At 70.1% G+C, this 25416-nt stretch carries 22 protein-coding genes, 1 tRNA gene and 1 pseudogene; 13 read left to right on the top strand and 11 right to left on the bottom strand.

Going from position 1 to position 25416, the window contains the following annotated elements:
- Positions 1-27 precede the first annotated feature (27 nt).
- The 8 genes and pseudogenes from R9Z33_RS21490 to R9Z33_RS21460 all read right to left on the bottom strand — a co-directional run bounded on the left by R9Z33_RS21490 (position 28) and on the right by R9Z33_RS21460 (position 6709).
- Positions 28-666 (bottom strand): glutathione S-transferase family protein, encoded by a 639-nt coding sequence (locus R9Z33_RS21490; protein ID WP_318648619.1) that lies wholly within the window; start codon positions 664-666, stop codon positions 28-30.
- Entirely contained in the window at positions 656-1441 is a 786-nt protein-coding gene (locus tag R9Z33_RS21485; RefSeq protein WP_318648618.1) for an enoyl-CoA hydratase/isomerase family protein, read from the bottom strand. The genes R9Z33_RS21490 and R9Z33_RS21485 overlap by 11 nt, the downstream gene beginning before the upstream one ends.
- The gene (locus tag R9Z33_RS21480) at positions 1422-2330 is read right to left on the bottom strand and encodes a VOC family protein (RefSeq protein WP_318648617.1); all 909 of its coding nucleotides are present in this window, start codon (positions 2328-2330) and stop codon (positions 1422-1424) included. The genes R9Z33_RS21485 and R9Z33_RS21480 overlap by 20 nt, the downstream gene beginning before the upstream one ends.
- Positions 2327-2794 carry an FCD domain-containing protein gene (locus R9Z33_RS21475; RefSeq protein WP_318648616.1) on the bottom strand — a complete coding sequence of 156 codons (468 nt, stop codon included), beginning with the start codon at positions 2792-2794 and terminating at the stop codon, positions 2327-2329. The genes R9Z33_RS21480 and R9Z33_RS21475 overlap by 4 nt, the downstream gene beginning before the upstream one ends.
- Before the next feature lie 9 nt (positions 2795-2803).
- A pseudogene (locus tag R9Z33_RS24805) lies at positions 2804-2968 on the bottom strand (GntR family transcriptional regulator); the annotation flags it as partial.
- A 109-nt stretch (positions 2969-3077) separates the two neighbouring features.
- Complete coding sequence (locus tag R9Z33_RS21470) at positions 3078-4292, bottom strand: CaiB/BaiF CoA transferase family protein (protein WP_318648615.1); 1215 nt, start codon at positions 4290-4292, stop codon at positions 3078-3080.
- Positions 4289-5530: an acetyl-CoA hydrolase/transferase family protein gene (locus R9Z33_RS21465; protein WP_318648614.1), complete on the bottom strand. Its 1242-nt coding sequence runs from the start codon at positions 5528-5530 to the stop codon at positions 4289-4291. Before R9Z33_RS21465 ends, R9Z33_RS21470 begins: the two co-directional genes overlap by 4 nt.
- Positions 5531-5542: 12 nt before the next feature.
- Positions 5543-6709: an acyl-CoA dehydrogenase family protein gene (locus R9Z33_RS21460; protein WP_318648613.1), complete on the bottom strand. Its 1167-nt coding sequence runs from the start codon at positions 6707-6709 to the stop codon at positions 5543-5545.
- Between the two features lie 133 nt (positions 6710-6842).
- Here R9Z33_RS21460 and R9Z33_RS21455 point away from each other — a divergent pair, with 133 nt between their 5' ends.
- Genes R9Z33_RS21455 through R9Z33_RS21435 form a run of 5 tightly spaced genes read left to right on the top strand, consistent with a single transcriptional unit; the run spans position 6843 to position 10931 of the window.
- Positions 6843-7814, top strand: a complete 972-nt coding sequence (locus tag R9Z33_RS21455; protein ID WP_318648612.1) for a Bug family tripartite tricarboxylate transporter substrate binding protein — start codon at positions 6843-6845, stop codon at positions 7812-7814.
- Entirely contained in the window at positions 7814-8611 is a 798-nt protein-coding gene (locus tag R9Z33_RS21450; protein ID WP_318648611.1) for an IclR family transcriptional regulator, read from the top strand. Before R9Z33_RS21455 ends, R9Z33_RS21450 begins: the two co-directional genes overlap by 1 nt.
- A gap of 10 nt (positions 8612-8621) precedes the next feature.
- Complete coding sequence (locus R9Z33_RS21445) at positions 8622-9092, top strand: MaoC family dehydratase (RefSeq protein WP_318648610.1); 471 nt, start codon at positions 8622-8624, stop codon at positions 9090-9092.
- Entirely contained in the window at positions 9092-9946 is an 855-nt protein-coding gene (locus R9Z33_RS21440) for an HpcH/HpaI aldolase/citrate lyase family protein (RefSeq protein WP_318648609.1), read from the top strand. Before R9Z33_RS21445 ends, R9Z33_RS21440 begins: the two co-directional genes overlap by 1 nt.
- A gap of 1 nt (position 9947) precedes the next feature.
- Complete coding sequence (locus R9Z33_RS21435; protein ID WP_318648608.1) at positions 9948-10931, top strand: Bug family tripartite tricarboxylate transporter substrate binding protein; 984 nt, start codon at positions 9948-9950, stop codon at positions 10929-10931.
- 9 nt (positions 10932-10940) lie between these two features.
- Here R9Z33_RS21435 and R9Z33_RS21430 read toward each other — a convergent pair.
- Both R9Z33_RS21430 and R9Z33_RS21425 read right to left on the bottom strand, forming a co-directional pair.
- Positions 10941-11014: transfer RNA gene (locus tag R9Z33_RS21430), tRNA-Pro, on the bottom strand.
- 34 nt (positions 11015-11048) lie between these two features.
- Complete coding sequence (locus tag R9Z33_RS21425; RefSeq protein WP_318648607.1) at positions 11049-12461, bottom strand: FAD-binding oxidoreductase; 1413 nt, start codon at positions 12459-12461, stop codon at positions 11049-11051.
- A gap of 107 nt (positions 12462-12568) precedes the next feature.
- Here R9Z33_RS21425 and R9Z33_RS21420 point away from each other — a divergent pair, with 107 nt between their 5' ends.
- Positions 12569-14164, top strand: a complete 1596-nt coding sequence (locus R9Z33_RS21420) for a GMC family oxidoreductase (RefSeq protein ID WP_318648606.1) — start codon at positions 12569-12571, stop codon at positions 14162-14164.
- Entirely contained in the window at positions 14164-15801 is a 1638-nt protein-coding gene (locus R9Z33_RS21415; RefSeq protein ID WP_318648605.1) for a flavin-containing monooxygenase, read from the top strand. The genes R9Z33_RS21420 and R9Z33_RS21415 overlap by 1 nt, the downstream gene beginning before the upstream one ends.
- Here the strand turns inward: R9Z33_RS21415 and R9Z33_RS21410 are convergent.
- A complete protein-coding gene (locus R9Z33_RS21410) occupies positions 15746-17365 on the bottom strand; it encodes an ABC transporter substrate-binding protein (RefSeq protein WP_318648604.1) in 1620 nt (539 codons plus the stop codon). The genes R9Z33_RS21415 and R9Z33_RS21410 overlap by 56 nt on opposite strands.
- Before the next feature lie 102 nt (positions 17366-17467).
- Between R9Z33_RS21410 and R9Z33_RS21405 the strand changes: the two genes are divergently transcribed.
- From R9Z33_RS21405 to R9Z33_RS21380, 6 genes are all read left to right on the top strand, one after another.
- Positions 17468-18595, top strand: a complete 1128-nt coding sequence (locus tag R9Z33_RS21405; RefSeq protein WP_318648603.1) for an FAD-dependent oxidoreductase — start codon at positions 17468-17470, stop codon at positions 18593-18595.
- The gene (locus R9Z33_RS21400) at positions 18592-20184 is read left to right on the top strand and encodes an acyl-CoA dehydrogenase (protein ID WP_318648602.1); all 1593 of its coding nucleotides are present in this window, start codon (positions 18592-18594) and stop codon (positions 20182-20184) included. Before R9Z33_RS21405 ends, R9Z33_RS21400 begins: the two co-directional genes overlap by 4 nt.
- Positions 20185-20335: 151 nt before the next feature.
- Complete coding sequence (gene crtI, locus R9Z33_RS21395) at positions 20336-21895, top strand: phytoene desaturase family protein (RefSeq protein WP_318648601.1); 1560 nt, start codon at positions 20336-20338, stop codon at positions 21893-21895.
- Positions 21896-21897: 2 nt separating this feature from the next.
- Positions 21898-23478 carry a phytoene desaturase family protein gene (locus R9Z33_RS21390; protein ID WP_318648600.1) on the top strand — a complete coding sequence of 527 codons (1581 nt, stop codon included), beginning with the start codon at positions 21898-21900 and terminating at the stop codon, positions 23476-23478.
- A 56-nt stretch (positions 23479-23534) separates the two neighbouring features.
- Positions 23535-24314, top strand: a complete 780-nt coding sequence (locus R9Z33_RS21385; RefSeq protein ID WP_318648599.1) for a lysophospholipid acyltransferase family protein — start codon at positions 23535-23537, stop codon at positions 24312-24314.
- 1 nt (position 24315) lies between these two features.
- Positions 24316-25416, top strand: coding sequence for a glycosyltransferase (locus R9Z33_RS21380; protein ID WP_318648598.1), 1101 nt, complete (start codon positions 24316-24318; stop codon positions 25414-25416).

Raw genomic sequence — 25416 nt, 5'->3', positions numbered from 1 at the left:
TCCCAGTTCTTGTTGTCGTTGTGGTGGTCAAGGCAGTCCGTTGCGGCCGTGGCGCAGATAGGCGGGGCGTTGCGACAGGCGTTCGAAATAGGCGCTGACGGCGGGATAGGCGGGCTTGTCGAAGCCCTTCACCGCGAACCAGCGGTTGACGACGAGGCCCATCGGGATGTCGGCCAGCGTGAAGCCCTCGCCGCAGAGGTAGGGCTGTCCAGCGGCCAGCTCGCGATCGAGCAGCGCCATGGCATGGGTGAAGTCCTGCCGCCCCTGCTCGACGAACCAGGCATTGTTCCAGGGCGCCTCCTGCAACTGCCCGCCCAGGAAGGCGCCGCGCATGGCATGCGTCAGGTCATAGGCGACCCAGTCCAGCCATTGCTCGACGCGCACGCGCCGCTCCGGCGCGGCAGGATAGATCCACTCCGCGCCATGCTTGAGGCAGAGATAGCGCATGATGGCGTTGGACTCGCGCAGCACGAGGTCGCCATCCAGCACCACTGGGATCTGCGCGACCGGGTTCAGGCGCAGGAATTCCGGCGTGCTGGTCGGCGTATAGCCGCGGCCCCAATCCTCCCGGACATAGGGCAGGGCGATCTCGTCGCAGAGCCAGAGCAGCTTGCGCACGTTGAAGGAATTGGGCCGCCCGAGGATGCGGAGCTTGTCATCGGCCATGGAACACGGCCTCCCGTTTTTCGGCGAAGGCGCGTTCGGCCTCGCGGTGATCTTCGGTGAACCATAGGCGCGCGAAGACGCCGGCCGCCAGATTGCGGGCCTCGGCGCGCGGCAGTTCAAGCGTGGAGAGCGCCTGTTTCGCGCCGCGGATGGCGAGGGGTGCCGCCGCTTCGAGATCGGCGGCGAGGCGGAGCGCGGCCTCGCGTGCATTCTCGGCCACCAGCTCGACCAGGCCCATGGCCTGCGCGGCCTCGGCGGTGAGGCGCTCGCCCGTCAGCAGCAGGCGCATGGCGGTGCCGCGGCCGACCCGGGCCGCGAGGCGTTCCGTGCCGTCCCAGCCGGGAATGATGCCAAGGCGCAGCTGCGGAAAGCCCAGCACCGCTCCCGCCCCTGCCACGCGCAGGTCACAGGCGAGCGCCAACTCCGCCCCCCCGCCCAGCGCATAACCATCAATGGCGGCGATGACCGGCAGCGGGTGCGCCTCGATCGCGTCCAGCAGCGCCCGTGCGGCGCCGAAGACGCGCTCCAGCGCGGCCGCGTTCTCCAGCGCGCGATAGGCCTTGAGGTCTCCCCCCGCACAGAAGAAGCGGCCGGTGCCGCAAAGGATGACGCAGTTCAGCGTCTCGTCCCGCGCCGCGTGGTCGAGCCGCGCGCGCAAGGCCAGGATCGTCGCCTCGTCCAGCGCATTGCCGGCGGCGGGGCGGTCGAGCGTCAGCAGCAGCGCGCGGCCCGCGCGCTCCTCCCGCAAGCCGGGGTCAGTCGCGCTCGACGACATGGATCAGCACCCCGCCCATGGCTTGCGGGTGGCAGAAGCCGATCTTCGCGCGGCGCGAGCCGGGGCGGCCCTTGAGGTCGATCATCGGCAGGCCCGCGGCATGCAGATGCGCGAGCGTGCGATCAATGTCGCGCGACTTTAAGGCGATGTGATGCAGGCCGGCGCCGCGGCTTGCCACGAAACGCGCGATGGCGCCCTGGTCCTGCCGCGTGTTGCCGGATGTGCCATGCGCGACCTGGCCCGACTGCGCGGGGTCGAAGTTCTGCAGGAACTCCAGCTCGCAATCGCCGGTGGTGATGAAGGCGACGCGCAGGCCGCCCACCGGCACGGGCGGGCGCGTGTGATAGACCACGCCGTAGCGGTCGGAGGTGAAGCTCTCGACGGCGATCTGCACCTCCATGTCGGTCTGCTGGCTTTCCAGCGGGCAGCCCAGGCGTTGGCAGAAGGTCGCGATGGCGGCCTGGTTGTCGGCGCTGGCGATGCCGATGTGGTCAATCCGGTCCACCCAGCCCGAACGACCGATCCCCATGCGGAGCGCGGGCGAGAGCCGCACGCGCACGCCCGAGGTCTGTGCCGGGTCCAGCGCCATGGCGCCGCCCGGGGCCGTGCTGGTGGCGAAGCCCGACTGGGACAGCGCCGCGCCGGCCCGCGCCGGGTCCTCGGCCGCGAAGGCCACATGATGCACGCCGGGCTGCGCGCCCGCGCCGAGGAAGGGATCATCCGGCGTGAAGAGGGCGAGCGCCGTCTCGCCGATGGCAAAGCAGGGGGCCGTGCTGCCGGCAAAGCGCAGGTCCTGGCGCGGCAGTTCCAGAAGCTCGCCCAGGACGCGGGACGCGGCGGCGACATCCTTCGTGGCGAGCGCGACATAGGCGAGGCCGAAGCCTGTCATTTGGTGTTCCTTCCCTGATCGTCTTTGGTCTTGGGCGGGGCGGCGAATTGCCCCACCAGGCTGTCCAGATGCGCGTTGGTCAGCGCCATGGCGGCCGCTGCGTCGCCCTTCGCGATGGCGGCCAGGATCGCGTCATGCTCGGCGATGGAGGTCTGCGGCAGTTCCGGCACGCGGCTCATCGCGGCCTGGTAGCGGCGCAGGCGCGCGCGAATCTGCGCGTACATGCCGGCCAGGATGGCGTTGTCGCCGGCGTCCACCAGCGCCTCGTGGAATTCGGCGGCGAGGCGCCCATAGCCGGCCATGTCGCGCTGGGTGACGGCGCCGCGCATGCGGCCGGCGAGGCCTTGCAGCCGCTCCATCACGGCGGGGTCACGGCGGCGCGCGGCGGCGCCGGCGGCAAAGGCCTCGATCGCTGCGCGTACGCCGAAGAGCTCGCGCAGTTCCTGGTCCGACAGCAGCCGCACCGAGGCGCCGCGATGGGGCGAGAGGTCGAGCAGGCCCTCCTGCGCCAGGATGCGCAGGGCCTCGCGCAGCGTGACGCGGCTGGTGCCCGAGCGCAGGACAAGCTCCGCCTCGATCAGCCGCGCGCCTGGCGCGAGGCGCCCCTCCAGGATCTCCTCCCGCAGCCAATCGGCCAGGCGGTGGGAGAGGGTCTCCGGGCGGGCAAGGGGCTTGGCGGCGGGAATTTCGGCGGATCCCAGGATTGTTAGTCAATCCTGGGAAGAAAGGACCGGACAAGTCAAGCGGTCATTCGGGCAGGATCAGACCGCCCTCCGCCACCAGCGCCGCGATCTCCTCCGGCGTGAAGCCCGCCTCCTCCAGCACGGCGCGGCCATGCTCGCCATGCGCCGGGGCGGGCCCGTCCACACGGCCGGGCGTGGCCGAGAACCAGGCGGGCATGCCAGGGAAGCGCATGCGGCCGTGTCGCGTCTCCTGCTCCAGGAAGAAGCCGGTGGCGGCGAGGTGCGGGTCCTGCAGCACATCCTCGGTGCTGTTCACGGGGGCGGCCGGGATGCCGGCGCGCTCGAAGCCTTCCAGCCATTCGGCGGTGGTCCGCGTGGCCAGCGTCTCCGCCACATGGCCGTAGCATTCGTCGATGTTCTGCGAGCGGCTGTTGAACGTGGCGAAGCGCGCATCCTTCGACCAGTCAGGATGTCCGATCAGGTCGAAGAAGGCGCGCCACTGCTTGTCGGTGTAGACCAGCGCCGCGATCCAGCCATCCTGCGTGCGATAGGGCCGCCGCTCGGGCGAGGCGGCGCGGGGATAGACCGGCGGGCCCATCGGCGGGTCGAACAGCGCGCCGTTGATGTGATCGGTCAGCACGAAATTGGCCATGGTCTCGAACATGGCGACCTCGATCTCCTGCCCCTCGCCGGTGCGTGCGCGGTGCAGCAGCGCCATCAGGATCGCGTAGAGGACGGTGAGGCCGGAGACCTTGTCCGCCACCAGCGTGCCGGAATAGCTGGGCGCGCCCTGCATGCGCGCCTGGATGCCGGCCATGCCGCTGATCGCCTGGATGATGTCGTCATAGGCCGCGTTCGGTGCATAGGGCCCGCGGCGCGAGAAGCCATAGACATTGGCATAGACGATGCGCGGATTGGCGGCGCGCACCGCCTCATAGCCAAGGCCGAGCCGCGCGATGGCATCCGCGCGCATCGAGTGCACGAAGACATCCGCATCCGCGACAAGGCGCAGCAGCGCGGCACGGGCGGCGGGTTTCTTCAGGTCCAGGGCGAGGCCGCGCTTGCCGCGGTTGAGGTTGAGGAACATCGCGCCTTCGCGCGGAGCGCGCATGACCGGCACCTCGCGCGTCGTGTCGCCCTCGGGGCCTTCCACCTTGATCACCTCGGCGCCGTGATCGGCCAGGATCTGCGTGCAGAAGGGGCCCATCAGCACCGCCGTCAGGTCCAGGACTTTCAGGCCGGCGAGCGCACCGAAGCCGCGGCCGGGTTGTTCGCTCATGGGGGATTCTCCTTCAGGGCACGTTCCAGGCTCTCGCGCGCGGCCGGCGCCGCGATGGCGATGATGCGGCGCGCGCGCTCGTGCTCGCTGGCGCCGCGCAGATCGGCCACGCCATGCTCTGTAACGACGAAATCCACATCCGAGCGCGGCGTGGTCACGGGGCCGGAGAGGCGCGCCACGATGCGGCTTGCGCCGTCGGACGCCGTCGCCGGCAGGGCGATGATCGAGGCGCCGCCGGCCGAGCGTGCCGCGGCGCGGGCGAAATCCGCCTGACCGCCGACGCCGCCGATGACATTCGCTCCGATCCGCTCGGCATTCACCTGGCCGGTGAGATCCACTTCCGCCGCCGCATTGATGGCAAAGAGCCGCGGAAGCTGCGCCAGCACCACCTCGTTGTGGGTGTGGCTGGAGGGCTTGAGCGCCACTGCCGGATTGCGATGCGCGAAGCGGTGCAGTTCCGCGCTGCCGACCAGCGTGGTGGTGACGGAAACGCCGGGGGCGAGCGGCTTGCGCGCATTGGTGAGCGTGCCTGCACGCATCAGCGCCATCGCGCCATCGCCCAGGATGCCCGAATGCAGGCCGAGGTCGCGATGGCCGGCCAGCGCGGCCAGCACCGCCTCGGGCAGGGCGCCCAGGCCGGTCTGGATCGTGGCGCCATCGGGGATCAGGGCGGCGATATGCGCGCCGATGGCGCGCTCGGTCGCATTGGGCTCGGCGCGCGGCAGGAGGTGGGGCGCGCGCGTGCTGTGCAGCACCGCGTCGAGCCGCGCGGCGGGGATGCGGGCATGGCCGCCCGTGTCGGGCACCTGCGGGCTGACCTCGGCGATCACGGTTCGGGCGCGCGCGACCGCCGCATCCATGTAGTCCACGCAGGCGCCCAGGCTGTGCGTGCCCGCGTCATCGGCCGGCGGCAGCAGCAGCAGCGCGACATCGCAGCGGATCTGCCCCGCCACGATCATCCGGTGCACCTGCCCGCCATGGACGGGCAGCACCTCCAGCACGCCCGCACTCGCCAGGGCGCGGAAGGTGCCGAGGCCGCCCAGGCCGCGCATCGCGATGTGATCGGCATGCGTGGGCCGCAGCACGCGCGCGAGGCCAGTGCCGAGGAAGACCGAAACCCCGCCGAGGGCCGCGCGCTGCTCCACCAGCGCCTCCACGAGGCTCGGTGGCTCGCCCGTCACCTGGCCCCAGAGGATGTGGTCCCCGGGGCGGATGCATCGTGCGAGGTCGAGGCTCAACCGGATCCCGCCCTAATAGGACTTTGGCTGGCCGAGCACGCGCTCGGCGATGTGGGACAGGATCAGCTCGCGCGAAACGGGCGCGATGCGCGGGATCAGGCTTTCGCGCAGGTAGCGCTCGACGTGATACTCCTGCGCGTAGCCCATGCCGCCATGGGTCATCACCGCCGTCTCGCAGGCGCGGAAGCCGGCTTCGGCGGCGAGGTATTTGGCAGCATTGCTCTCGGCGCCGCATTCCTGGCCGGAATCGTAAAGGCTGGCGGCCTTCCAGACCATCAGTTCGGCGGCTTCCAGCTCGGCCCAGTTGCGCGCCAGCGGGTGCTGGATCGCCTGGTTCTGGCCGATGGGGCGACCGAAGACGCGGCGCTCCTTCGCGTAGTTCGAAGCCTTGCGCAGCGCCGCGCGGCCGATGCCCACCGCCTCGGCCGCGATCAGGATGCGCTCGGGATTCATGCCGTGCAGGATGGCCTGGAAGCCCCGGCCTTCCTCGCCGATGCGGTCCTCCATCGGGATCTCGAAGCCGTCGAAGAAGACCATGTTCGAATCCACCGCGTGGCGGCCCATCTTCTCGATGAGGCGGATCTCCACCTTGCTGCGGTCGATCTCGGTGTAGAACAGCGTAAGGCCATCGGTCTTGCGGCGCACCTGGTCGAGCGGCGTGGTACGGGCCAGCAGCAGCATCTTGTTCGCCACCTGCGCGGTGGAGATCCACATCTTCTGCCCGTGCACCACATAGCGGTCATTGTGGCGCTCGGCACGCGTCTTCAGCTGCGTGGTGTTGAGGCCGACATCGGGCTCGGTCACCGCGAAGCAGGGCTTGTCCTGGCCTGCGATGAGCGGTGGCAGGAAGCGCTGCTTCTGCGCCTCGTCGCCGAAGATGACGACGGGATTGAGCCCGAAGATGTTCATGTGCAGTGCCGAGGCGCCGGACATGCACGCGCCCGAGGCCGCGATGGCCTCCATCATCAGCGCTGCCTCGAAGATGCCCAGGCCGCCGCCGCCATATTCCGTGGGCATGGCGATGCCGAGCCAGCCGCCCTTGGCCATGGCGGCGTGGAAATCATGCGGGAAGACGCCCTCGCGATCCTTCGCCAGCCAGTACTCATCGGGGAAATCGGCACAGATGCGGCTGATCTGCTCGCGGATCGCGACCTGCTCGGCCGAGAGGGTGAAGTCCATGGTGTTTCCTTCCCAATGGGCGGGAGCATGCGGCGACGAGGCCGGTGCGTCAACGCGGTGCTTGACGGCTCTGTTCGCAAAATCATAGGCTGTTCGCATAAACGAACGCCTGATCACAGGCGCCGGAGGAAACATGGTGCTTCGCACGCCGCTTCGGCGCCGCGTCCTGCTGGCCGCGCCGGCTCTCCCGCTCGCAGCCCCCGCGCTGGCGCAATCCTGGCCCGACCGGCCCTTGCGCCTCGTCGTCGCCTTCCCGGCGGGCAGCCTGACCGATGTGCTGGCGCGCCTGCTGGTCGAGCCGATCGGCCAGCGCCTCGGGCAGCCGGTGGTGGTGGACAACCGCGCGGGCGGCAACGGAACGGTCGGCACCATCGCGGTGCAGCAGGCCGCGCCCGACGGCAATACGGTGCTGATCATCAGCACCAGCGCGGCCTCGGTGAATCCGCACATCATCCGCCGCCTGCCCTTCGATCCGGTTCGGGACTTCACGCATATCGGCGCCATTGCCGAGGCGCCCTACCTGCTGGTCGTTCCGGCCTCCAGCCCGGATACGAACCTCGCGCAATTCCTCGACCGCGCCCGCGCGCGTCCGGGCGAGATGACCTTCAGCCATGGCAATGCCAGCGCGCTGATCATGACGGAGGTGATGGCGCGCCGTGCCGGCGTGCGCCTCAATGCCGTGCCCTATCGCGGCGGGGCCGAGGCGCTGACCGATGTGGCCGCCGGGCGCATCGACTGCACCTTCACCGATTTCGCCAACGGCCTTGCCCAGGCGCAGGGCGGGCGCGTGCGCGGCATCGCGCAGTCGGCCGGGCAGCCCACGCCGCTGGCGCCCGAGGTCCCGCCGGTGGCGCGCGTGGTGCCGGGCTACGACATCAATGTCTGGTTTGGCCTCTCCGCCCCCGCCGGCACGCCGGAGCCCATCGTGCGGCGCTGGAACGAGGCGCTGAACGGCGCCCTGCGCGACGAGGCGGTGGTCGGCCGCCTGCGCCAGCTGGGCTTCCTGCCCTTCACCCAGACGCCGGAGCAGTTCGGCCAATACATCCGCAGCCAGCTCGCCAGCTGGGGCGAGCTGGTGCGCATCGCCGGCGTCGAGCCGCAATAGTGGATGGCGGCTTCGCCCCTGGGGAACAGCGCGGTGGCCCGCGCTCCGTCGCCCGTGTGCTGGAGCTGATGGGGCGGCTGGCCAGCGCGCCCGAGGGTCTGACGCTCGCGGCACTGGCCGGTGCGCTGGATGCGCCGAAGACGAGCCTGCTGGGCCTGCTGCGCGGTCTCGCCGCCGAGGGCTATGCCGTGCAGCAGGAGGCGCGCTGGCGGCTGGGGCCCGAGGCGGTCGGCCTCGCCCGCGCGATCCTGGCGGCGGCCGGCGATGGGGAACTCGTCAGCACCGCGCGCCCCGTGCTGGAGCGCCTCGCCGAGCAGATGGGCGAGACGGCCATGCTGGCCGTCCTGGCCCCCGACCGCCGCGCCATGGTCTATGCCGACAAGGTGGAGAGCCGCACCGCGCTCCGCTTCGCCGCCACGGTGGGCGATGCGCGGCCGATCCATTGCACCGCCTCGGGCCGCGTGATGCTGGCCTTCCTGCCGCCGCCCTGGCCGGCCGAATTCCTGCGCGGCGCGCGCCTCCCCGCCTATAGCCCGACCAGCGTGACCGACCGCCGCGCGCTGCGCCGGATCGTCGCCGAGACGCGCGCGCAGGGCTTCGCCGTGACGCTGGGGGAAACGACCGAAGGGGTGGCCGGCATCGCCGCCCCGGTCTTCGGCGCGCGGGGCGAGGTGGTGGCCGCCCTGATGCTGGCCGGCCCCATCGCGCGCGTCGAGCCACGCATCCCGCTGCTCTCTCGCCGCGTCTGCGAGGCGGCCGGGCAGATTTCCCGCCGTCTCGGCCATCGTCCCAATTGAAGGAGCATCCATGCCCGGCCTGCATTATGAGGAATTCACCGAAGGCCAGGTCTTCGAGCACGCGCTCTCGCGCACCGTGACCGAGGCCGACAACATCACCTTCAGCCTGATGACGCTGAACCCGCAGCCGCTGCACATCGACCGCCACTTCGCGGAATCCACCGAATGGGGCCAGCCGCTGTTCAACAGCCTGATGACGCTCGGCATCATGATCGGCATGTCGGTGAGCGACACGACGCTCGGCACCACCATCGGCAATCTCGGCATGACGGAGGTGCGTTTCCCGAAGCCCGTCTTCCATGGCGACACGCTGCGCTCGCGCACGCGCGTCGTGGCCAAGCGCGAAAGCCGCTCGCGCAGCGACGCGGGCCTCGTCGAGTTCGAGCATGAATGCCTGAACCAGCGCGGCGAGATCGTCGCCACCTGCCGGCGCATGGCCTTCATGCGCAAGCGGCCGGTCGCCCAAGGGAAGACAGCCTGATGCGCAGCTGGCTCTTCGTCCCCGGCGACAGCGAGCGGAAATTCGCGCGCGCGGCGAAAGGGGAGGCGGATGCGCTGATCCTCGACCTGGAGGACAGCGTGCTGCCGGCGAACAAGCCCGCTGCGCGCGGCACCACGCGTAACATGCTGGAAGCACCGCGCGCCCGGCAGCAGCGCTGGGTGCGGGTGAATGCGCTCGACACCGGGCTGACGCTGGGCGACCTCGCCGCCGTGATGCCAGCGCGGCCGGATGGCATCGTGCTGCCGAAATGCGCCGAAGCCGGCCAGGTGCGCCAGCTCGGCCATTGGCTCGACGCCTTCGAGGCGGCGCAGGGGCTGGAGCCCGGCTCCACGCGCATCCTCGCCATCGCGACCGAGACGGCGGCGTCGCTCTTCGGCCTGGGCAGCTATGCCGCGGCCGGGCCGCGGCTGGCCGCACTTACCTGGGGCGCGGAGGACCTCTCCGCCGATATCGGCGGCCTCGCCAATCGGGCCGAGGGCGCCTGGCTCGGCGTGTATCGGCTGGCGCGGGAGATGTGCCTCGCGGGTGCGGCGGCGGCGGGCGTGCCGGCGATCGACACGGTGCATGTGGACATCAACGACCTCGACGGCCTCGCCATGGATGCGCGGGCCGCGCGCCGGGATGGCTTCGCGGGCAAGATGATCATCCACCCGAGCCATGTCGCCGCCACCAACGCCGCTTTCACGCCGGCGCCCGAGGAACTCGACTGGGCTCGGCGCGTCGTCGCCGCCTTTGCCGATGGCGGGGCAGGGGCCACGCGCATGGATGGGAAGATGCTCGACCGGCCGCATCTGCGCCTCGCGGAGCGGCTGCTGGCGCAAGGAGGCGCATGAGATGAAACGACGCAGCATCCTGGCCCTGTCGGCCCTCGCCACACCTGTGCTGGCGCCGCCGGTCTCGGCGCAGGAGGAATGGCCGCAGCGCCCGGTGCGGATCATCGTGCCCGCCGCTGGCGGCGGCAGCAGCGACCCCATCGCGCGGCTGCTGGCCCAGGCCTATGCGGCGCGCTTCGGCCAGGGCTTCGTGGTGGAGAACCGGCCGGGGGCGGCGGGCAATGTGGGCATGACGGCGGCGGCGCGCGCCGCACCGGACGGCCACACGCTGCTCTTCGCCTTTGCCGGGCCGTTGGCCACCAACCTGGCCCTGTATCGCGACCTGCCCTTCCAGACGCAGCGGAATTTCGACGCGATCGTCCGCATGGGCGGCGTGCCCAATGTCCTGGTGGTGGGCCAGGGCTCGCCCATGCAGAACCTCGCCGATTTCGTGGCGCGGGCGAAGGCACGGCCGGGCTCGCTCGCCTATGGCTCGACCGGCAGCGGAAGTTCCATGCACCTCGCCGGCGCCCTGCTGTCCGAGGCGGCGGGAATCGAGCTGAACCACATCCCCTACAGCTCGCCCGCCGCGGCAACGACGGACCTGATCGCGGGCCGGCTCGATTCCATGTTTCTTGGCGCGCCGGGCACGGTGCCGCTGCTCCGCGGCGGACAGATCCGCGCGCTGGCCGTGCTGGCCGAGCGCCGCGCCCGCGTGATGCCCGAGGTGCCCACGGCGGCGGAGCAGGGCATGCCCGGCGTGGTGATGGGCACCTGGTTCATGCTGCTGGCCCCGAAGGGCACGCCGCCGCGCATCATCGAGGCGCTGAACGCCGCCGCGAACGAGGCGCTGGCCGGGCCAGGGCGCGAGACGCTGGCGCAACTGGGGCTGGAGCTGGAGGACGGCGCGGCCGGGGGCACGCCCGCCGATGCGGAGCGTTTCCTGGCGAGCGAGATCGCACGCCATGCGGAGATCGTCCGGCGCGCGAATATCCGCATCGAGTAGGACGGAACATCGGGGCGAGAGGATTCGAACCTCCGACCTCCTGCTCCCAAAGCAGGCGCACTACCAGGCTGTGCTACGCCCCGTCACGCCGGTGTTTAGGCGTGGGCGGCCAGCGCTTCAAGCGGGCGGCAGCACCTTGCCCGGATTCATCCGGCCATCGGGGTCGAGCGTCGCCTTGATGGCGCGCATCAGGTCGAGCGCCACGGGCGATTTCAGCTTGGCCATCGCGGCACGCTTGGACTGGCCGATGCCATGCTCGGCCGAGAAGCTGCCGCCCAGCTCCACCGCGATCTCACCGATCAACCCTTCGAATTCCGGCGCGCGCGCCTGCCATTCGGCGTGGCCCATGCCGGCAGGCGCCTGAAGCGAGAGGTGGATGTTGCCATCGCCCATGTGACCGAGCGCGATCATCCGCCCCTCGGGCCAATTGCCGGCGATCAGCGCCTGGGCGCGCTCCAGGAAGTCTGGGATGCGCGAGACGGGGACGGAGGTGTCGGTGGAGAGCCCCGGCCCTTCCATGCGCGAGCAGGTCGGGAAGGTTTCGCGGATGTTCCAGAGGTTCTGGCGCTGCGCCTCGCTTTCGCAGATCACCACATCCTCCGCCTCGCCGGCCTCGATGCCGGCCATGAGCGCGGATTCCAGCGCCTCGCGCACCGGGATGGCGGCATGGGTGCTGGCCGCCTCGATGAGGCAGTACCAGTCGGTGGAGAGCTCCATCGGCTGGCGGATGTTGGTGCCGTGCTTCAGCGTGATGTCGATGCAGATCTTGCGGATCAGCTCGAAGGCGACGAGCTCCGCGCCGCTTTCCTGGCAGCGCGCCAGGAGTCGCAGCGCCTCGGCGGGCGAGCGGACGGCGACCATCGCCGTCTCGCGCCGGGCCAGCTGGGGAAACAGCTTGAGCGAGGCGGCGGTGATGACGCCCAGCGTGCCTTCGGCGCCGATGAAGAGGTGGCGCAGCGCATAGCCGGAATTGTCCTTCCGCACGCGGCGCAGATCATCCAGGACGCGGCCATCGGGCAGCACCACCTCGAGCCCCAGCACGAGATCACGCGCATTGCCGTAGCGCAGGGTGCGGATGCCGCCCGCATTGGTGGAGAGCGCGCCGCCCACCATGGCCGAGCCCTGCGCGCCGAAATGCAGCGGGAAGAACCGCCCGGCCTCGGTCGCGGCGTTCTGCACCGCCTCGATGGTGCAGCCGGCCTCGGCGGTGATGGAATTGTCCAGCGGGTCCACCTCGCGCAGTCGATTCATGCGCTCCAGGCTCAGCACCACACTGGCCGGGCCCTGCGCCATGGGCACCGCGGCGCCGGCCAGCGAGGTCCGGCCCCCGGCGGGCACGACCGCGAGGCCGAGTTCGGCACAGCGCCTGAGCGCGGTGCTGACCTGCGCGGTATCGGCCGGCCGCAGCACCGCCACGGGCTGGCCGTGATACACGCCGCGCCAATCCACGGCATAGGGGGCGATGTCGGGCTCGCTGCGCAGGCAGGCGGCGGGGCCGAGGCTTTCGGTCAGGGCGTCGAGTGGGGACATGCCGCCATGGCAGACCCGCAGGCCCTGCGCGTCAAGCACCCGCGGCTGGCAGTTGACCCGGGCGCAAGGCGCATGGACCATCCGAGGCAACCGGGGAGGATCGGCGCATGGATGAGACGGATGTGGTGGTGGTGGGCAGCGGTTCGGCCGGCAGCGCCCTGGCCGGGCGGCTCAGCGAGGACCCGCGGATTCGGGTGACGGTGCTGGAGGCCGGTTCCAAGGACACCAATCCCTGGCTGCATGTGCCCATCGGCTACGCCAAGACCATGTACCACCCGACCATCAGCTGGAACTACCAGACGGAGGCCGAGGCCGAACTGCATGGCCGCTCCGTCCCCTGGCCGCGCGGCCGGGTGCTGGGCGGTTCCTCCGCGATCAACGGGCTCATCTACATTCGCGGCCAGGCGGCGGATTACGACCATTGGCGGCAGCTCGGCTGCACCGGCTGGGCCTACGAGGATTGCCTGCCCTATTTCAAGCGCTCGCAGAACCAGGAGCGCGGCGGCAATGAATTCCACGGCGCCGATGGCCCCCTCACCACCAGTGACCTGCGCGACAAGGGCGTCCTGCCCCAGGCCTTCATCGATGCGGCGCTGGAGCTGGGCTTCCCCCGCAATGACGACTTCAACGGCGCCGACCAGGAAGGTGCGGGCTGGTACCAGGTGACGGTGCGCAACGGTTTCCGCTGCTCGGCCGCCACCGCCTATCTCAAGCCCAACCTCAAGCGGCCCAATCTGCGCCTGATCACCGACGCCCAGGTGCAGCGCCTCGTCATCGAGGGCGGGCGCGTTACCGGGGTGGTCTATCGGGTGGGCAACGAGGAACGCACGATCAAGGTGACGCGCGAGGTGGTGCTGAGTGCTGGCGCCATCAACTCGCCCCAGGTGATGATGCTCTCGGGCCTGGGCCCGGCGCAGCACCTGGCGGAGATGGGCATCGCGGTGCAGCGGGACATCCCGCAGGTCGGCCAGAACCTGCAGGATCACCTGCAGGCGCGGCTGATGTATCGCGCGAATCAGAACGTCACGATCAACGAGCGGGTGAATTCCTGGCTCGGCATGGCGAAGATGGGCATCGAATTCGCGCTGACGCGGGGCGGGCCCCTGAGCTTCGCCGCCGGCACCTCAGGCCTCTTCGCGCGCGTGCTGCCGCAGAGCGCCACGCCCGATGTGCAGTTCCACTTCATTCCCTGGAGTGCCGACAGCGTGAAGGAGGGGCTGCACAAATTCCCTGGCTTCACCATCAGCGTGTGCCAGCTTCGCCCGGAAAGCCGCGGCGAGATCCGTCTGGCGAGCCCGGACCCGATGGCCAAGCCGCATATCCATGCGCGCTACCTGACCAGCGAGACGGATAAGCAATGCATGGTGGAGGGCGTGAAGCTCGCGCATCGCCTGGCGGAGACCAAGGCGCTCGGCCGCTTCATCGCGGAGCCCTATGCGCCGCCGCCCAATGCGGCGCGCGATGAGGCTGCGCTGCTGGAATTCGTCCGCCGCAACAGCGGCACCATCTACCACCCCACCAGCACCTGCCGCATGGGCGAGGATGCGGGCGCCGTGGTGGATACGGAGCTGCGGGTGAACGGCGTGGGCGGGCTGCGCGTGGCGGATGCGAGCATCATGCCGACGGTGGTGAGCGGCAATACCAATGCCGGCTGCATCATGATCGGCGAGCGCTGCGCCGACTTCATCAAGCGCGCCGCGTGATGGCCCGGTTCGACGCCATCATCATCGGTGCCGGCATGTCCGGCATGTTCCAGCTCATCCGCCTGCGCGAACTGGGCATGAAGGTGCGCGTCTTCGAGGCCGGCACCGGCGTGGGCGGCACCTGGTACTGGAACCGCTATCCCGGCGCGCGCTTCGATTCCGAGAGCTACTCCTACGGCTTCTCCTTCGATCCGGAATTGCTCCAGGAATGGAGCTGGTCCGAGCATTTCGCGCCACAGCCCGAGACGCTGCGCTACCTCAACCGCGTCGCCGAGAAATACGAGCTGCACCGCGACATCCAGTTCAACGCGGAGGTGAAGTCCGCGCATTTCACCGGCGAGGGCTGGCACGTGACGCTGGCCGATGGCAGCGCGCATGAGGCGCGCTTCCTGATCACCGCGATCGGCCCGCTCTCGGCGCATACGCTCCCGCGCATCGAGGGCATCGAGAGTTTTCGCGGCCCGTCCTTCCACACGGCCCGCTGGCCGAAGGAGGGGATTGATTTCGCCGGCAAGCGCGTGGCCGTCATCGGCACCGGCGCCACCGGCGTGCAGACCATCCAGGAGGTGGCGAAGACGGTGGGGCACCTCACGGTGTTCCAGCGCACGCCCAACTGGTGCACGCCGTTGCACAACAGCCAGATCACGCCGGAGCAGCAGGCCGCGATCAAGCAGGGCTATCCCGAGATGTTCGCCCGCTGCGCCGAGACCTATGCCTGCTTCCTGCACACCGCCGACCCGCGTGGCACCTTCGAGGTCACGCCGGCGGAGCGCGAGGCCTTCTGGGAGAAGCTCTACGCCTCGCCTGGCTTCGGCATCTGGGTGGGCAATTTCCGGGACAGCTACACCGACCCCGCCGCCAATGCCGAGCTTTCGGCCTTCATTGCCCGCAAGATCCGCGAGCGGGTGAAGGACCCGAAGGTGGCAGAGATGCTGATCCCGAAGAATCACGGCTTCGGCACCCGCCGCGTGCCGATGGAGACGCGCTACTACGAAGTCTACAACCAGCCCAATGTCGAGCTGGTGGACAGCAAGGCCACACCCATCACGCGCATCACGCCGACCGGCCTCTCCACCACCGAGCGCGACTTCGAATTCGACATCATCATCTATGCCACGGGCTTCGACGGCCTCACCGGCGCCTTCGACCGCATCGACATCCGCGGGCGGGACGGGGCCTCGCTGAAGCAGGCCTGGGCATCCGGCGCGCGCACGCTGGTCGGCATGCTGGCGCATGGCTTCCCCAACATGTTCATGCTGCTCGGGCCGCACACCGCGCTCGGCAACATCCCGCGCAGCATCGAATACAATGTGGAATGGGTGACGGCGCTGCTGGCCCACATGCAGGCGCACCACCTCACGCTCGCCGAGGCGCGGCCCGAGGCGGTGGAGGCCTGGATGGCGCATGTGATGGAGTGCTCCATCGGCCTGCTCTCCAACGACGTGGATTCCTGGTTCACCGGCGTGAACAAGAATGTCGAGGGGCGGCAGGTGCGCACCGTCGCGCGCTACAGCGGCAGCGCGCCGGGCTATCGCGCCCGCTGCGACGAGATCGCGGCGGGCGGCTATGCCGAGCTGGACTTCAGCCCTGCATGCGGATCGGCGTCAGATCCTGCATCCAGCTCTGTGCCTGCGTGAAGTTCCGCACGCGGCGTGAGAGGCCGCGCGGGTTGGTGTCATGCACCACCCAGATCCACATCGCCTGGTCCACCAGGCGGCTGTGCAGCCGGGCGAGGACGCGGTTCTGCGCCTCGATCTCGAAGGTGTTGCGCGCCTCCACCACCAGGGCATCGGCCACCGGGTCCTGGTAGTTGCCCCAGTTGAAGCCGCCGCGGACACGCCCCGCGCCATAGGAGGGACCGAGCAGGCCGATATCGGGGTCCCAGAAGGCCCAGGAATTGTTGTTGGCGTGCAGGCCGCGATTCTCCGGCGCCTCGGCGCCCAGGCGCCGGCGGCCGCGCAGCGCCTCCCAGTCCATCACCTCGAATTCCAGCTCGATGCCGACATCGCGGAAATTCTGCTGGATCGCCTCGTTCATCGGCATGGGCTGCATCTGGCCCGAGCCGGTGGGCGCCACGATGAACCGCGTGCGCACCGGGTTGGCGCGCGAGAAGCCCGCTTCGGCCAGCAGCCGCCGGGCGCGGTCAGGGTCGTAGCCGATCTGGAAGCTGGGCGCGCCGAACCAGGGATGCCCCTCGGTGATCATGCCCTTGGCCGGCAGCGCCAGGCCGCCCAGCATCTGCACCAGGCCCGCGCGATCAATGGCGAGGTTGGCCGCTTGCCGCACCCGCAGGTCGCGGAAGGGCGAGCCCTCGACGAAGGAGAGCTGGTGGCACCAGATATGCGGATAGGCGTTGGTCACCACCTGGTGCCCGGCGGCGCGGATGCGCGGCACCGCGTCGGGCGGCGGCGCCTCGATGAAGTCCACCTGGTTGGAGAGCAGGGCGGAGACGCGCGTCAGCGCATCGGGCATCGGGATCAGCGCCAGGCGGTCATGCTGCGGGATGCGCGCGCGGTCCCAGTACTGGCTGTTGCGCAGCGCCTCCAGCCGCTCGCGCGGGACGAAGCGGTCGGCGATGTAGGGGCCGGTGCCGGAGGGGCGCTGCGCGAAGCGGTCCCAGTTGCGGCCCACCTCCTCCCACCGCGCGGGCGAGGAGTAGAAGACGTTCACCATGAGATAGGGGAAGACGGCGTCCACCACCTTCGTCTCGATCTCGATGGTCATCGGGTCGCGCACACGCCAGCGCTCGATGTTGCCGGTGTAGAGGCTGCCCTGCGCCGCCTGGGCGCGGTCGAATTGCGGCGCGTCGCGGTCCAGCAGCTTGGCGAGGTTCCAGGCCACCGCCTCGGCGGTGAAGGGCGAGCCGTCATGGAAGCGCACGCCGGAGCGCAGGCGGAAGACCCAGAGCTTCTTGTTCTCGGCGTCCACGCTCCAGGATTCGGCCAGCGCCGGGCGGAGCACGGCGGCGCGGTCGGCGCGGGAGAGGTCCCAGGCGATCAGCGGATCATAGAGGGTGTGGCCGAGGAAGCGGTTGCCCTCGGCGCCCTGGCTCGGCTGGCCCGTGGTGAAGGGGATGTCGGCCACCGTCATGCCGACGCGCAGCGTGGTCGATGCCTGGCCTTGGGCTGGGGCTTGGGCCTGTGCGGCGGCGGGGGCGGCGGCGAGGGCGGCGCCCGCCGCCAGAAGGTCACGACGATGCATGCGAAGCTCCTGCGGCGGCTATTCCGAGGGACGGAGGCTTGCACGCGGCGGGGGCCTCCGCAACCGCTTCCCGCCCCGGGGTGAAACGGGCAGGATGGGGGCATGGAGAAACGCCCCCAAGCCCTGATCCTCGGCGCTGGCATCATGGGTCTCTGCACCGCCTGGGCCTTGTTGCGCCAGGGCTTCGCGGTGCGGCTGCTGGACCAGGTGCGGCCGCCCAATCCCGCCGCCTCCTCGGTGGATCATCACCGGCTGATCCGCCACGCCTATGGCGCGCAGCGCGGCTACATGCGGATGGTGGATGACGCCTACGCCGCCTGGGATCGCCTCTGGGCCGATCTGGGCCCCCAGGCGGAGGGAGTGCTGCACGTGCCCACCGGCGTGCTGGCACTGGACGACACCGCGGGCGCCTGGGTGCGCGAGACCAGGGCAGCCCTGCTGGCCGATGGCCGCGCCCATGAGGACCTGACGGGTGCCGAGATCGAGGCGCGCTTCCCCTATCTCTCGGGCGCTGGAATTCGCGATGCCTTCTTCTGCCCCGCCGGCGGCGTGCTGCTGGCCGAGCGGATCGTGGCCGCACTCGCACGTCACCTGGTGGCGCAGGGGGGCGTGATCGAGGTGGCGCGCGCCACCGCCATCCATCCCGAGCGTGCGAGCGTCACGCTGGAGGGCGGCGGCACGCGCGGCGCCGATGTGCTGGTGGTGGCGGCCGGTCCCTGGATCCCGCGCCTGCTGCCGGAGATCGGCCGGCGGGTCACGCCCTCGCGCCAGGTGGTGGTGCGGCTGGAGGCGCCGTCCGCCGCCTGGAAGGCCGCGCCCATGCTGCTCGACCTCGCGGCCGAGGGCGGGTTCTACCTGGTGCCGCCGGTCGCCGGCACGCCGATCAAGATCGGGGACCACAGCTTCTCCCGTGAGGGCCACCCGGATGACGACCGCACACCGGACCCCCGCGAGGTGGAGCGCATCCTGGCGCTGGCCCGCAAGCGCATTCCGGGCATTGAGGGGTTCACTCGCCTCGGCTCGGCCACCTGCTTCTACGATGTGGAGCCGGATGAGCGCTTCGTCATCGAGCCGCTCGGCCCGCGCGCCTGGGTGATGTCCGGCTTCTCCGGCCATGGATTCAAGTTCGGCGCGGTGCTGGGCGAGCGCCTGGCCCGCGCCATCGCCCAGCCCGAAACTGCCGCGAGCCTGCCCGCCTGGGCGGCCGGCGACGAGGTGATCCCCGCATGACCCAGACCGACGACATCCTCTTCGCGCTGACGAAGCTGCACCAGCTCCCCGATTGCGGCCTGGAGGAGGGCGACATCGCCGCCCTGCTGGAGGAGATGCGCAAATTCACCGAGGGGCTGATCGAGCCCGGCTGCGGGGAGGCGGATCGCATCGGCGCGCGTTTCGAAGCGGGCGTCGTCACCTGCCCGCCTGCCTATAAGGATGCCTACGCCGCCTGGGTGGAGGGCGGCTGGCAGGGGCTTGCGGCCGGCGAGGAGCATGGCGGGCAGGGCCTGCCCTTCGCGCTCTGGACCGCGATGTCCGAGCTGCTGGCGACGGCTGACATGGCCTTCTCGCTCTGCCCGCTGCTCACCTGCGGCACGATCGAGGTGCTGGAGAAATACGGCACGCCCGGGCAATCGGCGAAATGGTTGCCGGAGCTGACCAGCGGCCGGTGGAACGGCACCATGTGCCTGACAGAGCCGCAGGCGGGCAGCGACCTCTCCACCGTCCGCACGCGGGCCGAGCCGCTGGGCGATGGCCGCTACGCGCTGCACGGGCAGAAAATCTACATCACCTATGGCGCCAACGACATCGCGGCCAACACGCTGCATTTCGTGCTGGCCCGCCTGCCCGACGCGCCGCCCGGCTCGCGCGGGATCAGTCTCTTCGCCACGCCCAGCATCCTGCCCGACGGCACGCCCAATGCGCTGCGCTGCGGTGGCATCGAGCACAAGCTCGGCATCCATGCCTCGCCCACCTGCACCATGCTCTTCGAGGGCGCGGTGGCGGAGCTGATCCATGAGCCGCATCGCGGCCTGCAGGCCATGTTCGCGCTGATGAACAACGCCCGCCTGCAGGTGGGCGTGCAGGGCGTCGCGATCGGCGCTCGCGCGGGCAAGCTGGCCGAGGCCTATGCGGCGGACCGCATCCAGGGCGGCCGGCCCATCGCCCGCCATCCCGACGTGGCCCGCATGCTGGCCGAGATCCGCGCCATGACGCTGGCCGGGCGCTTCCTCTCCTACGAAGCGGTGATCGCGGCCGACCATGCGCGGCGCGGCGATGCGGAGGCCGAGGCGAAGCTTGCCCTGCTGACGCCCATCGTGAAGTCCTGGTGCACCGACCGCGGCGTGGAGGCGGCGAGCCTCGGCATCCAGGTGCATGGCGGCATGGGCTTCGTGGAGGGCAGCGGCGCCGCGCAGGTGCTGCGCGACGCCCGGATCACGCCGATCTACGAGGGCACCAACGGCATCCAGGCGCTCGACCTCGTCACCCGCAAGCTGCCGCGCGACCAGGGCGCGCTGCTGCGCCGCATGCTGGCCGAGGCGCGGGCCGCCGATGCGCGCCTCGCCCCCGCCGTGGATGCGCTGGAACATGCCACGAGCTGGATCCTGGCCGCGGCACCGGAGGAGGTGGCGGCCAGCGCCACCGCCTATCTCGAGGCCTGCGGTTGGGTTCTCGGCGGTGCGCTGCTGGCTCGCGCTGCCCGGCTGGAGCCGCGCTACGCCCCCATCGCGGCCTTCTATCTCGCCCGCCTGCTCCCGCGGGCGGAGGCGCATGCCGCGGAAGTGACCGGCGCGGCCGAACTGCTCGCGCTGATCCCCGCCTGAGGCCGGCGGGTTGCGCCGCGTGCCTTGAGGGAAGGGGCATGTCGCCAAATCGCCACAATCGGGCGGCAAGCGCCCGACCTTCCAAGGGACGGGGACTTGCGCGAATGACGCAACGCAGCATCTTGTCCGGGTCACGAGATATACATCAGGCATGAACGCACCTCTCTCCTCCCCTTCGGTCCGCCGCTCGCGCCCTCATGTTGCCGTCATCGGGGCGGGGCCCGGAGGGCTCGCCGCCGCGATGCAGCTGGCGGCCTCCGGCGCACGGGTGACCTTGTTCGAGAAGGACGGGGTGGTGGGGGGGCGCACCCGCACGCTGACCTCGCCCGAGGGCTACAAGTTCGACCTGGGGCCGACCTTCTTCCTCTATCCGCGCATCCTGGAGGAGATCTTCGCGGCCTGCGGCGCCAAGCTGCAGGACGAGGTGGAGCTGATCCGCCTCGACCCGCAATACCGCCTGATCTTCGAGGGGCAGCCCAACATCACCATCGACGCGACGGGCGACCTCGCGCAGATGGAGCGCAACATCGGCAGCTTCGCGCCGGGCGATGTGGCGGGCATCCGCCGCTTCATGACCGACAACCGCGAGAAGCTCGCGGTCTTCCGCCCCTTCCTGGAGCGGCCCTTCCTGAACACGACCGACATGGTCGGTGCCGACATCCTGAAGAGCCTGCCGCAGCTGCGTCCGCACCGGCAGGTGGACCAGGACCTGAAGCGCTACTTCAAGGATCCGCGCACACGGCTCGCCTTCAGCTTCCAGACGAAATACCTGGGCATGTCGCCCTTCAAGTGCCCCTCGCTGTTCACGATCCTGAGCTTCCTGGAATACGAATACGGCGTGTACCACCCGGTGGGTGGCTGCGGCGCGGTGAGCGACGCCATGGCCCGCGTGGCCGAGCGGCTCGGCGTCGAGATCCGCCTGGACACGCCGGTGGAGAAGGTGACCTTCGCCGGGCGCCGCGCCGTCGGCGTCGAGGTCGGCGGGCAGCACATCTCGGCCGATGCCGTCGTGCTCAACGGCGACTTCGCGCACGCCGTGCCGAAGCTCGTGCCCAATTCCATCCGCAAGGCCTGGTCCGACCAGAAGATCGAGAAGTCGCGCTACTCCTGCTCGACCTTCATGCTCTACCTCGGCATCGAGGGCACCTATCCGGAGCTCTCGCACCACAACGTGCTGCTGGCCGAGGAATACCAGCGCAACATCAAGCAGATCGAAAGCGGCGAACTGCCAGACGTGCCGAGCCTCTACATCCAGAACCCCTGCGTGACGGATCCGAGCCTCGCCCCCCCCGGCCATGCCGCGCTCTACATGCTGGTGCCCGTGCCCAACCTGCGCCATGGCGCGGATTGGAGCGTGGAGGGCCCGCGCTACCGCGACATCGCGATCCAGCGCCTGAAGGTGCTGGGGCTGCACGATATCGAATCCCGCATCCGCTACGAGCGGATGGTCTCACCGCAGGATTGGCAGGATGAGTTCTCGGTGGGCTTCGGCGCCACCTTCAACCTCAGCCATGACCTGATGCAGATGCTGAGCTTCCGGCCACGCAACCGCTTCAACGACACGCAGGGCTTCTACCTGGTGGGCGGCGGCACGCATCCGGGCTCCGGCCTGCCGGTGATCTACGAGGGGGCGCGCATCACCTCGCGCCTCATCCAGCAAGACTTGGCGCTGACGGCGGAGCCCGCCCTCGCGCCCGCCACGGAGGCTTGAACATGTCCCATGTTGTCGTTGTCGGCGCCGGCCTCGGCGGCCTTGCCGCCGCCTGCACCGCGGCCGCGCGCGGCCACAAGGTCACGCTGCTGGACAAGAACCCCTGGCTCGGCGGCAAGGCCGCGCAGCTCTTCCTGGATGCGCCGGATGGCAGCGGCAAGTTCCGTTTCGACATGGGCCCCACCATCCTCACCGTGCCGCGTGTGCTGCGCCGCATCTATGCCGAGGCGGGGCGCGATCAGGCGAAGGAGTTGCCGCTGATCCGCCTCGACCCGCAGTGGCGCTGCTTCTTCGAGGATGGCAGCCGCATCGACCTGATGGCCGATGTGGACGTCATGGCGAAGGCCATGGAGGATTTCGCGCCGGGCAAGGGCCTGGGCGACGGCTACCGCAAGTTCCAGCGGCTGGCCAAGCACCTGCACGGCGTCTCCGAGAAGTTCTTCTTCTGGAAGTCGGTCGAGGGCATCGGCGACACGCTGAACATGCGCGCCAACCTCAACCCGAACACGCTGAAGGATGTGCTGAGCCTGCGCATGGGCCAGACGGTCGCCAAGGTGATCCGGGGGAATGTCCCGGATGAGCGCCTGGCGCAGATGCTGGACCACTACTGCCAGTACGTCGGCTCCAACCCCTATCTGGCGCCGGCCGTGCTCGCCTCCATCGGCGATATGCAGGCGAGCGAGGGCGTCTGGTATCCGGTGGGCGGCACCCGCGCCGTGGCCGAGGGGCTGGCGAAGCTGGCCGGCGAACTCGGCGCCGACCTGCGCCCCAGCAGCGACGTGACGGGCTTCGACATCGAGAACGGCAAGGTCGTCGCCGTGAAGCTCGCGAGCGGCGAGCGCATCGCCTGCGATGCCGTGATCTCCAACATGGACGCGATCCGCACCTACAAGGAGCTGGTCGGCGGCACGGCGGGCGACACCTACGCGAAGAAGGGCTTCGAGCCGGCCTGCAGCGGCGTCGTGCTCTACATGGGCCTGAAGAAGCGCTACCCGCACCTCGCGCATCACTGCTTCGTCTTCTCCCGCGATGCGGAGGAAGAGTTCGACGCGATCTACAAGAAGGGCGAGCCCGCGCCGGACCCCACCGTCTATCTGGCGGCGACGGCCGAGACCGACCCGACCAGCGCGCCCCCGGGCGGCGAGGCGCTCTACGCCCTCGTCCACACGCCGCATCTGCGCCCGCATCACGACTGGAACGAGATCTTCCCCGGCTATCGCCAGAAGATCCTGGACAAGCTGAAGCGCACGGCAGGCCTCGACGATATCGAGGAGAACATCGTGGTCGAGCAGCGCCTGACGCCGGTGGACATCCACAACCGCTACCGCGTGCTGGATGGCGCCATCTATGGCCTCGCCTCGCACGGCTCCTTCCTCGGCGCCTTCAAGCCGGGCAACCGCTCGCGCCAGGTGAAGGGACTCTACCTTGCCGGCGGCGCGGCGCATCCGGGCCCCGGCATGCCGATGGTGATGATGTCCGGCTGGATCGCGGCCGACAGCCTCGACCAGGATCTGGGCGGCCGCGGCATGAGCCCGGAGGCGGAACTGGCCGGCCGGCGCGAGTCCGAACTCATCGGCGCCTGAGCATCATGGCGACGGAGGCGCCGCCTTCGCCGGTCCAGCTCCGTTCTGAGCGGATGATGGCGTTCTTCAACATCGCCTTCAGCCGCACCTTCGCCGGCCATTTCTCGGCGCTGCGCGTCGCCCATTGGGGGGAGCCGCAGCTGCCCGAGGGGCGGCCGGCCATCATCCTCGCCAACCACCCGGGCTGGTGGGACGGCGTGATGTTCATGCTGCTCATGCGCCGCTTCTTCCTGGAGCGGCCCGGCTTCACGCCGATGGATGCGGCGGCGCTGGAGAAATACCCCTTCATGAAGCGGCTCGGCGTCTTCGGCGTCGAGCAGAATTCGGCGCGGGGCGCGGTGCGCTTCCTGCAGACGGCGAAGCAGGCGCTGGAGGATCCGCGCCACATGCTCTGGATGAACGCGCCCGGCCGCTTCGCCGATGCGCGGGAGCGGCCGGTGCCGCTCGCCCCCGGCGTCACACGCCTGCCCGAGATCGCGCCCGATGCGGTGCTGGTGCCGCTTGCCCTCGAATACGTCCACTGGACGGAAAAGCGCGGCGAGGCACTGCTCGCCTTCGGCACGCCGCTCGATGCCCGTGCCCTGCTGGCCGAGGATCGTGACACGCGGACCGAGACGATCCGCGCCGCCATGACCGAAACGATGGACCGCCTGGCCCAGGATGCGATCAGCCGGGATGCGGAACGGTTCCGCATTGTGCTGGACGGACGTGCCGGCATGGGTGGAATTTACGGCGCCTGGCAATATATCAGGGCTGTCATGCGCGGAGAGGCGCATGACCCGCGCCATGACACACGGACCCAGCCTGGGGCGCGGCAAGGGGAGAAGCGAGGCTAGGATGGAATTCGCCCATATCGCCCTGGCACTCGCACTGCTGCCCATCATCTTCGGAATCATCAATCTCCGCCGCATGCCGCGGCTGCGCAGCACGCCGCCGGCCGGCACGCGCGTCTCCATCCTGATCCCGGCCCGCAACGAGGCGGGCAACATCGCGGCCTGCCTCGATGCCGCGCTCGCCTCCACCGGCTGCGAGGTCGAAGTGGTGGTGATGGATGACGGCAGCACGGATTCGACGGCCGCGATCGTGCAATCCTATGCCGCCCGCGACGCGCGGGTGCGGCTCGTCCAGGCGCCGAGCCTGCCGCCGGGCTGGACCGGCAAGGTCCATGCCTGCGCCCGCCTGGCCGAGGCCGCGACGGGCACTCACCTGCTGTTCATCGATGCCGATGTGCGCCTCGCGCCGCACGCCGCGGCCGCGATGGCCGCGCATAGCGCCACGCACAAGATCGCCATGGTCAGCGGCGTGCCGCGCCAGATCATCCGCAGCATCGGTGAGGGGCTGACCGTGCCCTTCATCAACTTCCTGCTGATCTGCTACCTGCCCTTCGGCGGCCGGGCGGTGCAGCGCAAGGCGAGCCTCGCGGCCGCCTGCGGCCAGCTCATCCTGGTCGAGCGGCGGGCCTATGAGGCCATCGGCGGCCATGCGGCCATCAAGGGCGTGCTTCATGACGGCATCGCGCTCGCACGCCGCTTTCGCGAGAACGGGCATGACACGGAAATCGTGGATGGCACGCCGCTCGCCACCTGCCGGATGTATGACAATTTCAGCCATGCCTGGGGCGGCTTCATCAAGAATGCGCGGGAAGGCATGGCGACGCCCGTCGGCCTGCCGATCTGGACCGTGCTGCTGGCCGGCGCCCATCTTTGGCCCTGGGCGCTGCTTCCAGACATAGAGGCCGTACTGACCATCTGCCTGATGTTCGCGCTGCGCGCCGCCGTCACCTGGCGCACGGGCGAGCCCTGGTGGACGGTGCCGCTGCACCCGCTGACGGTGCTGGTGGCGCTGGCCATCCAATGGACGGCGCTGGTGCGCTCGGCCCTCGGGTTGAAGGCGGGCTGGAAGGGCCGGGCCTATGCGGCGGCCAAGGCCGAGGGCTGA

Source organism: Sediminicoccus rosea, from assembly GCF_033547095.1.
GTDB lineage: Bacteria > Pseudomonadota > Alphaproteobacteria > Acetobacterales > Acetobacteraceae > Roseococcus > Roseococcus rosea.
The sequence above is the reverse complement of the archived record's forward strand: the minus strand, read 5'-3'. Positions and strand labels throughout refer to the sequence as shown.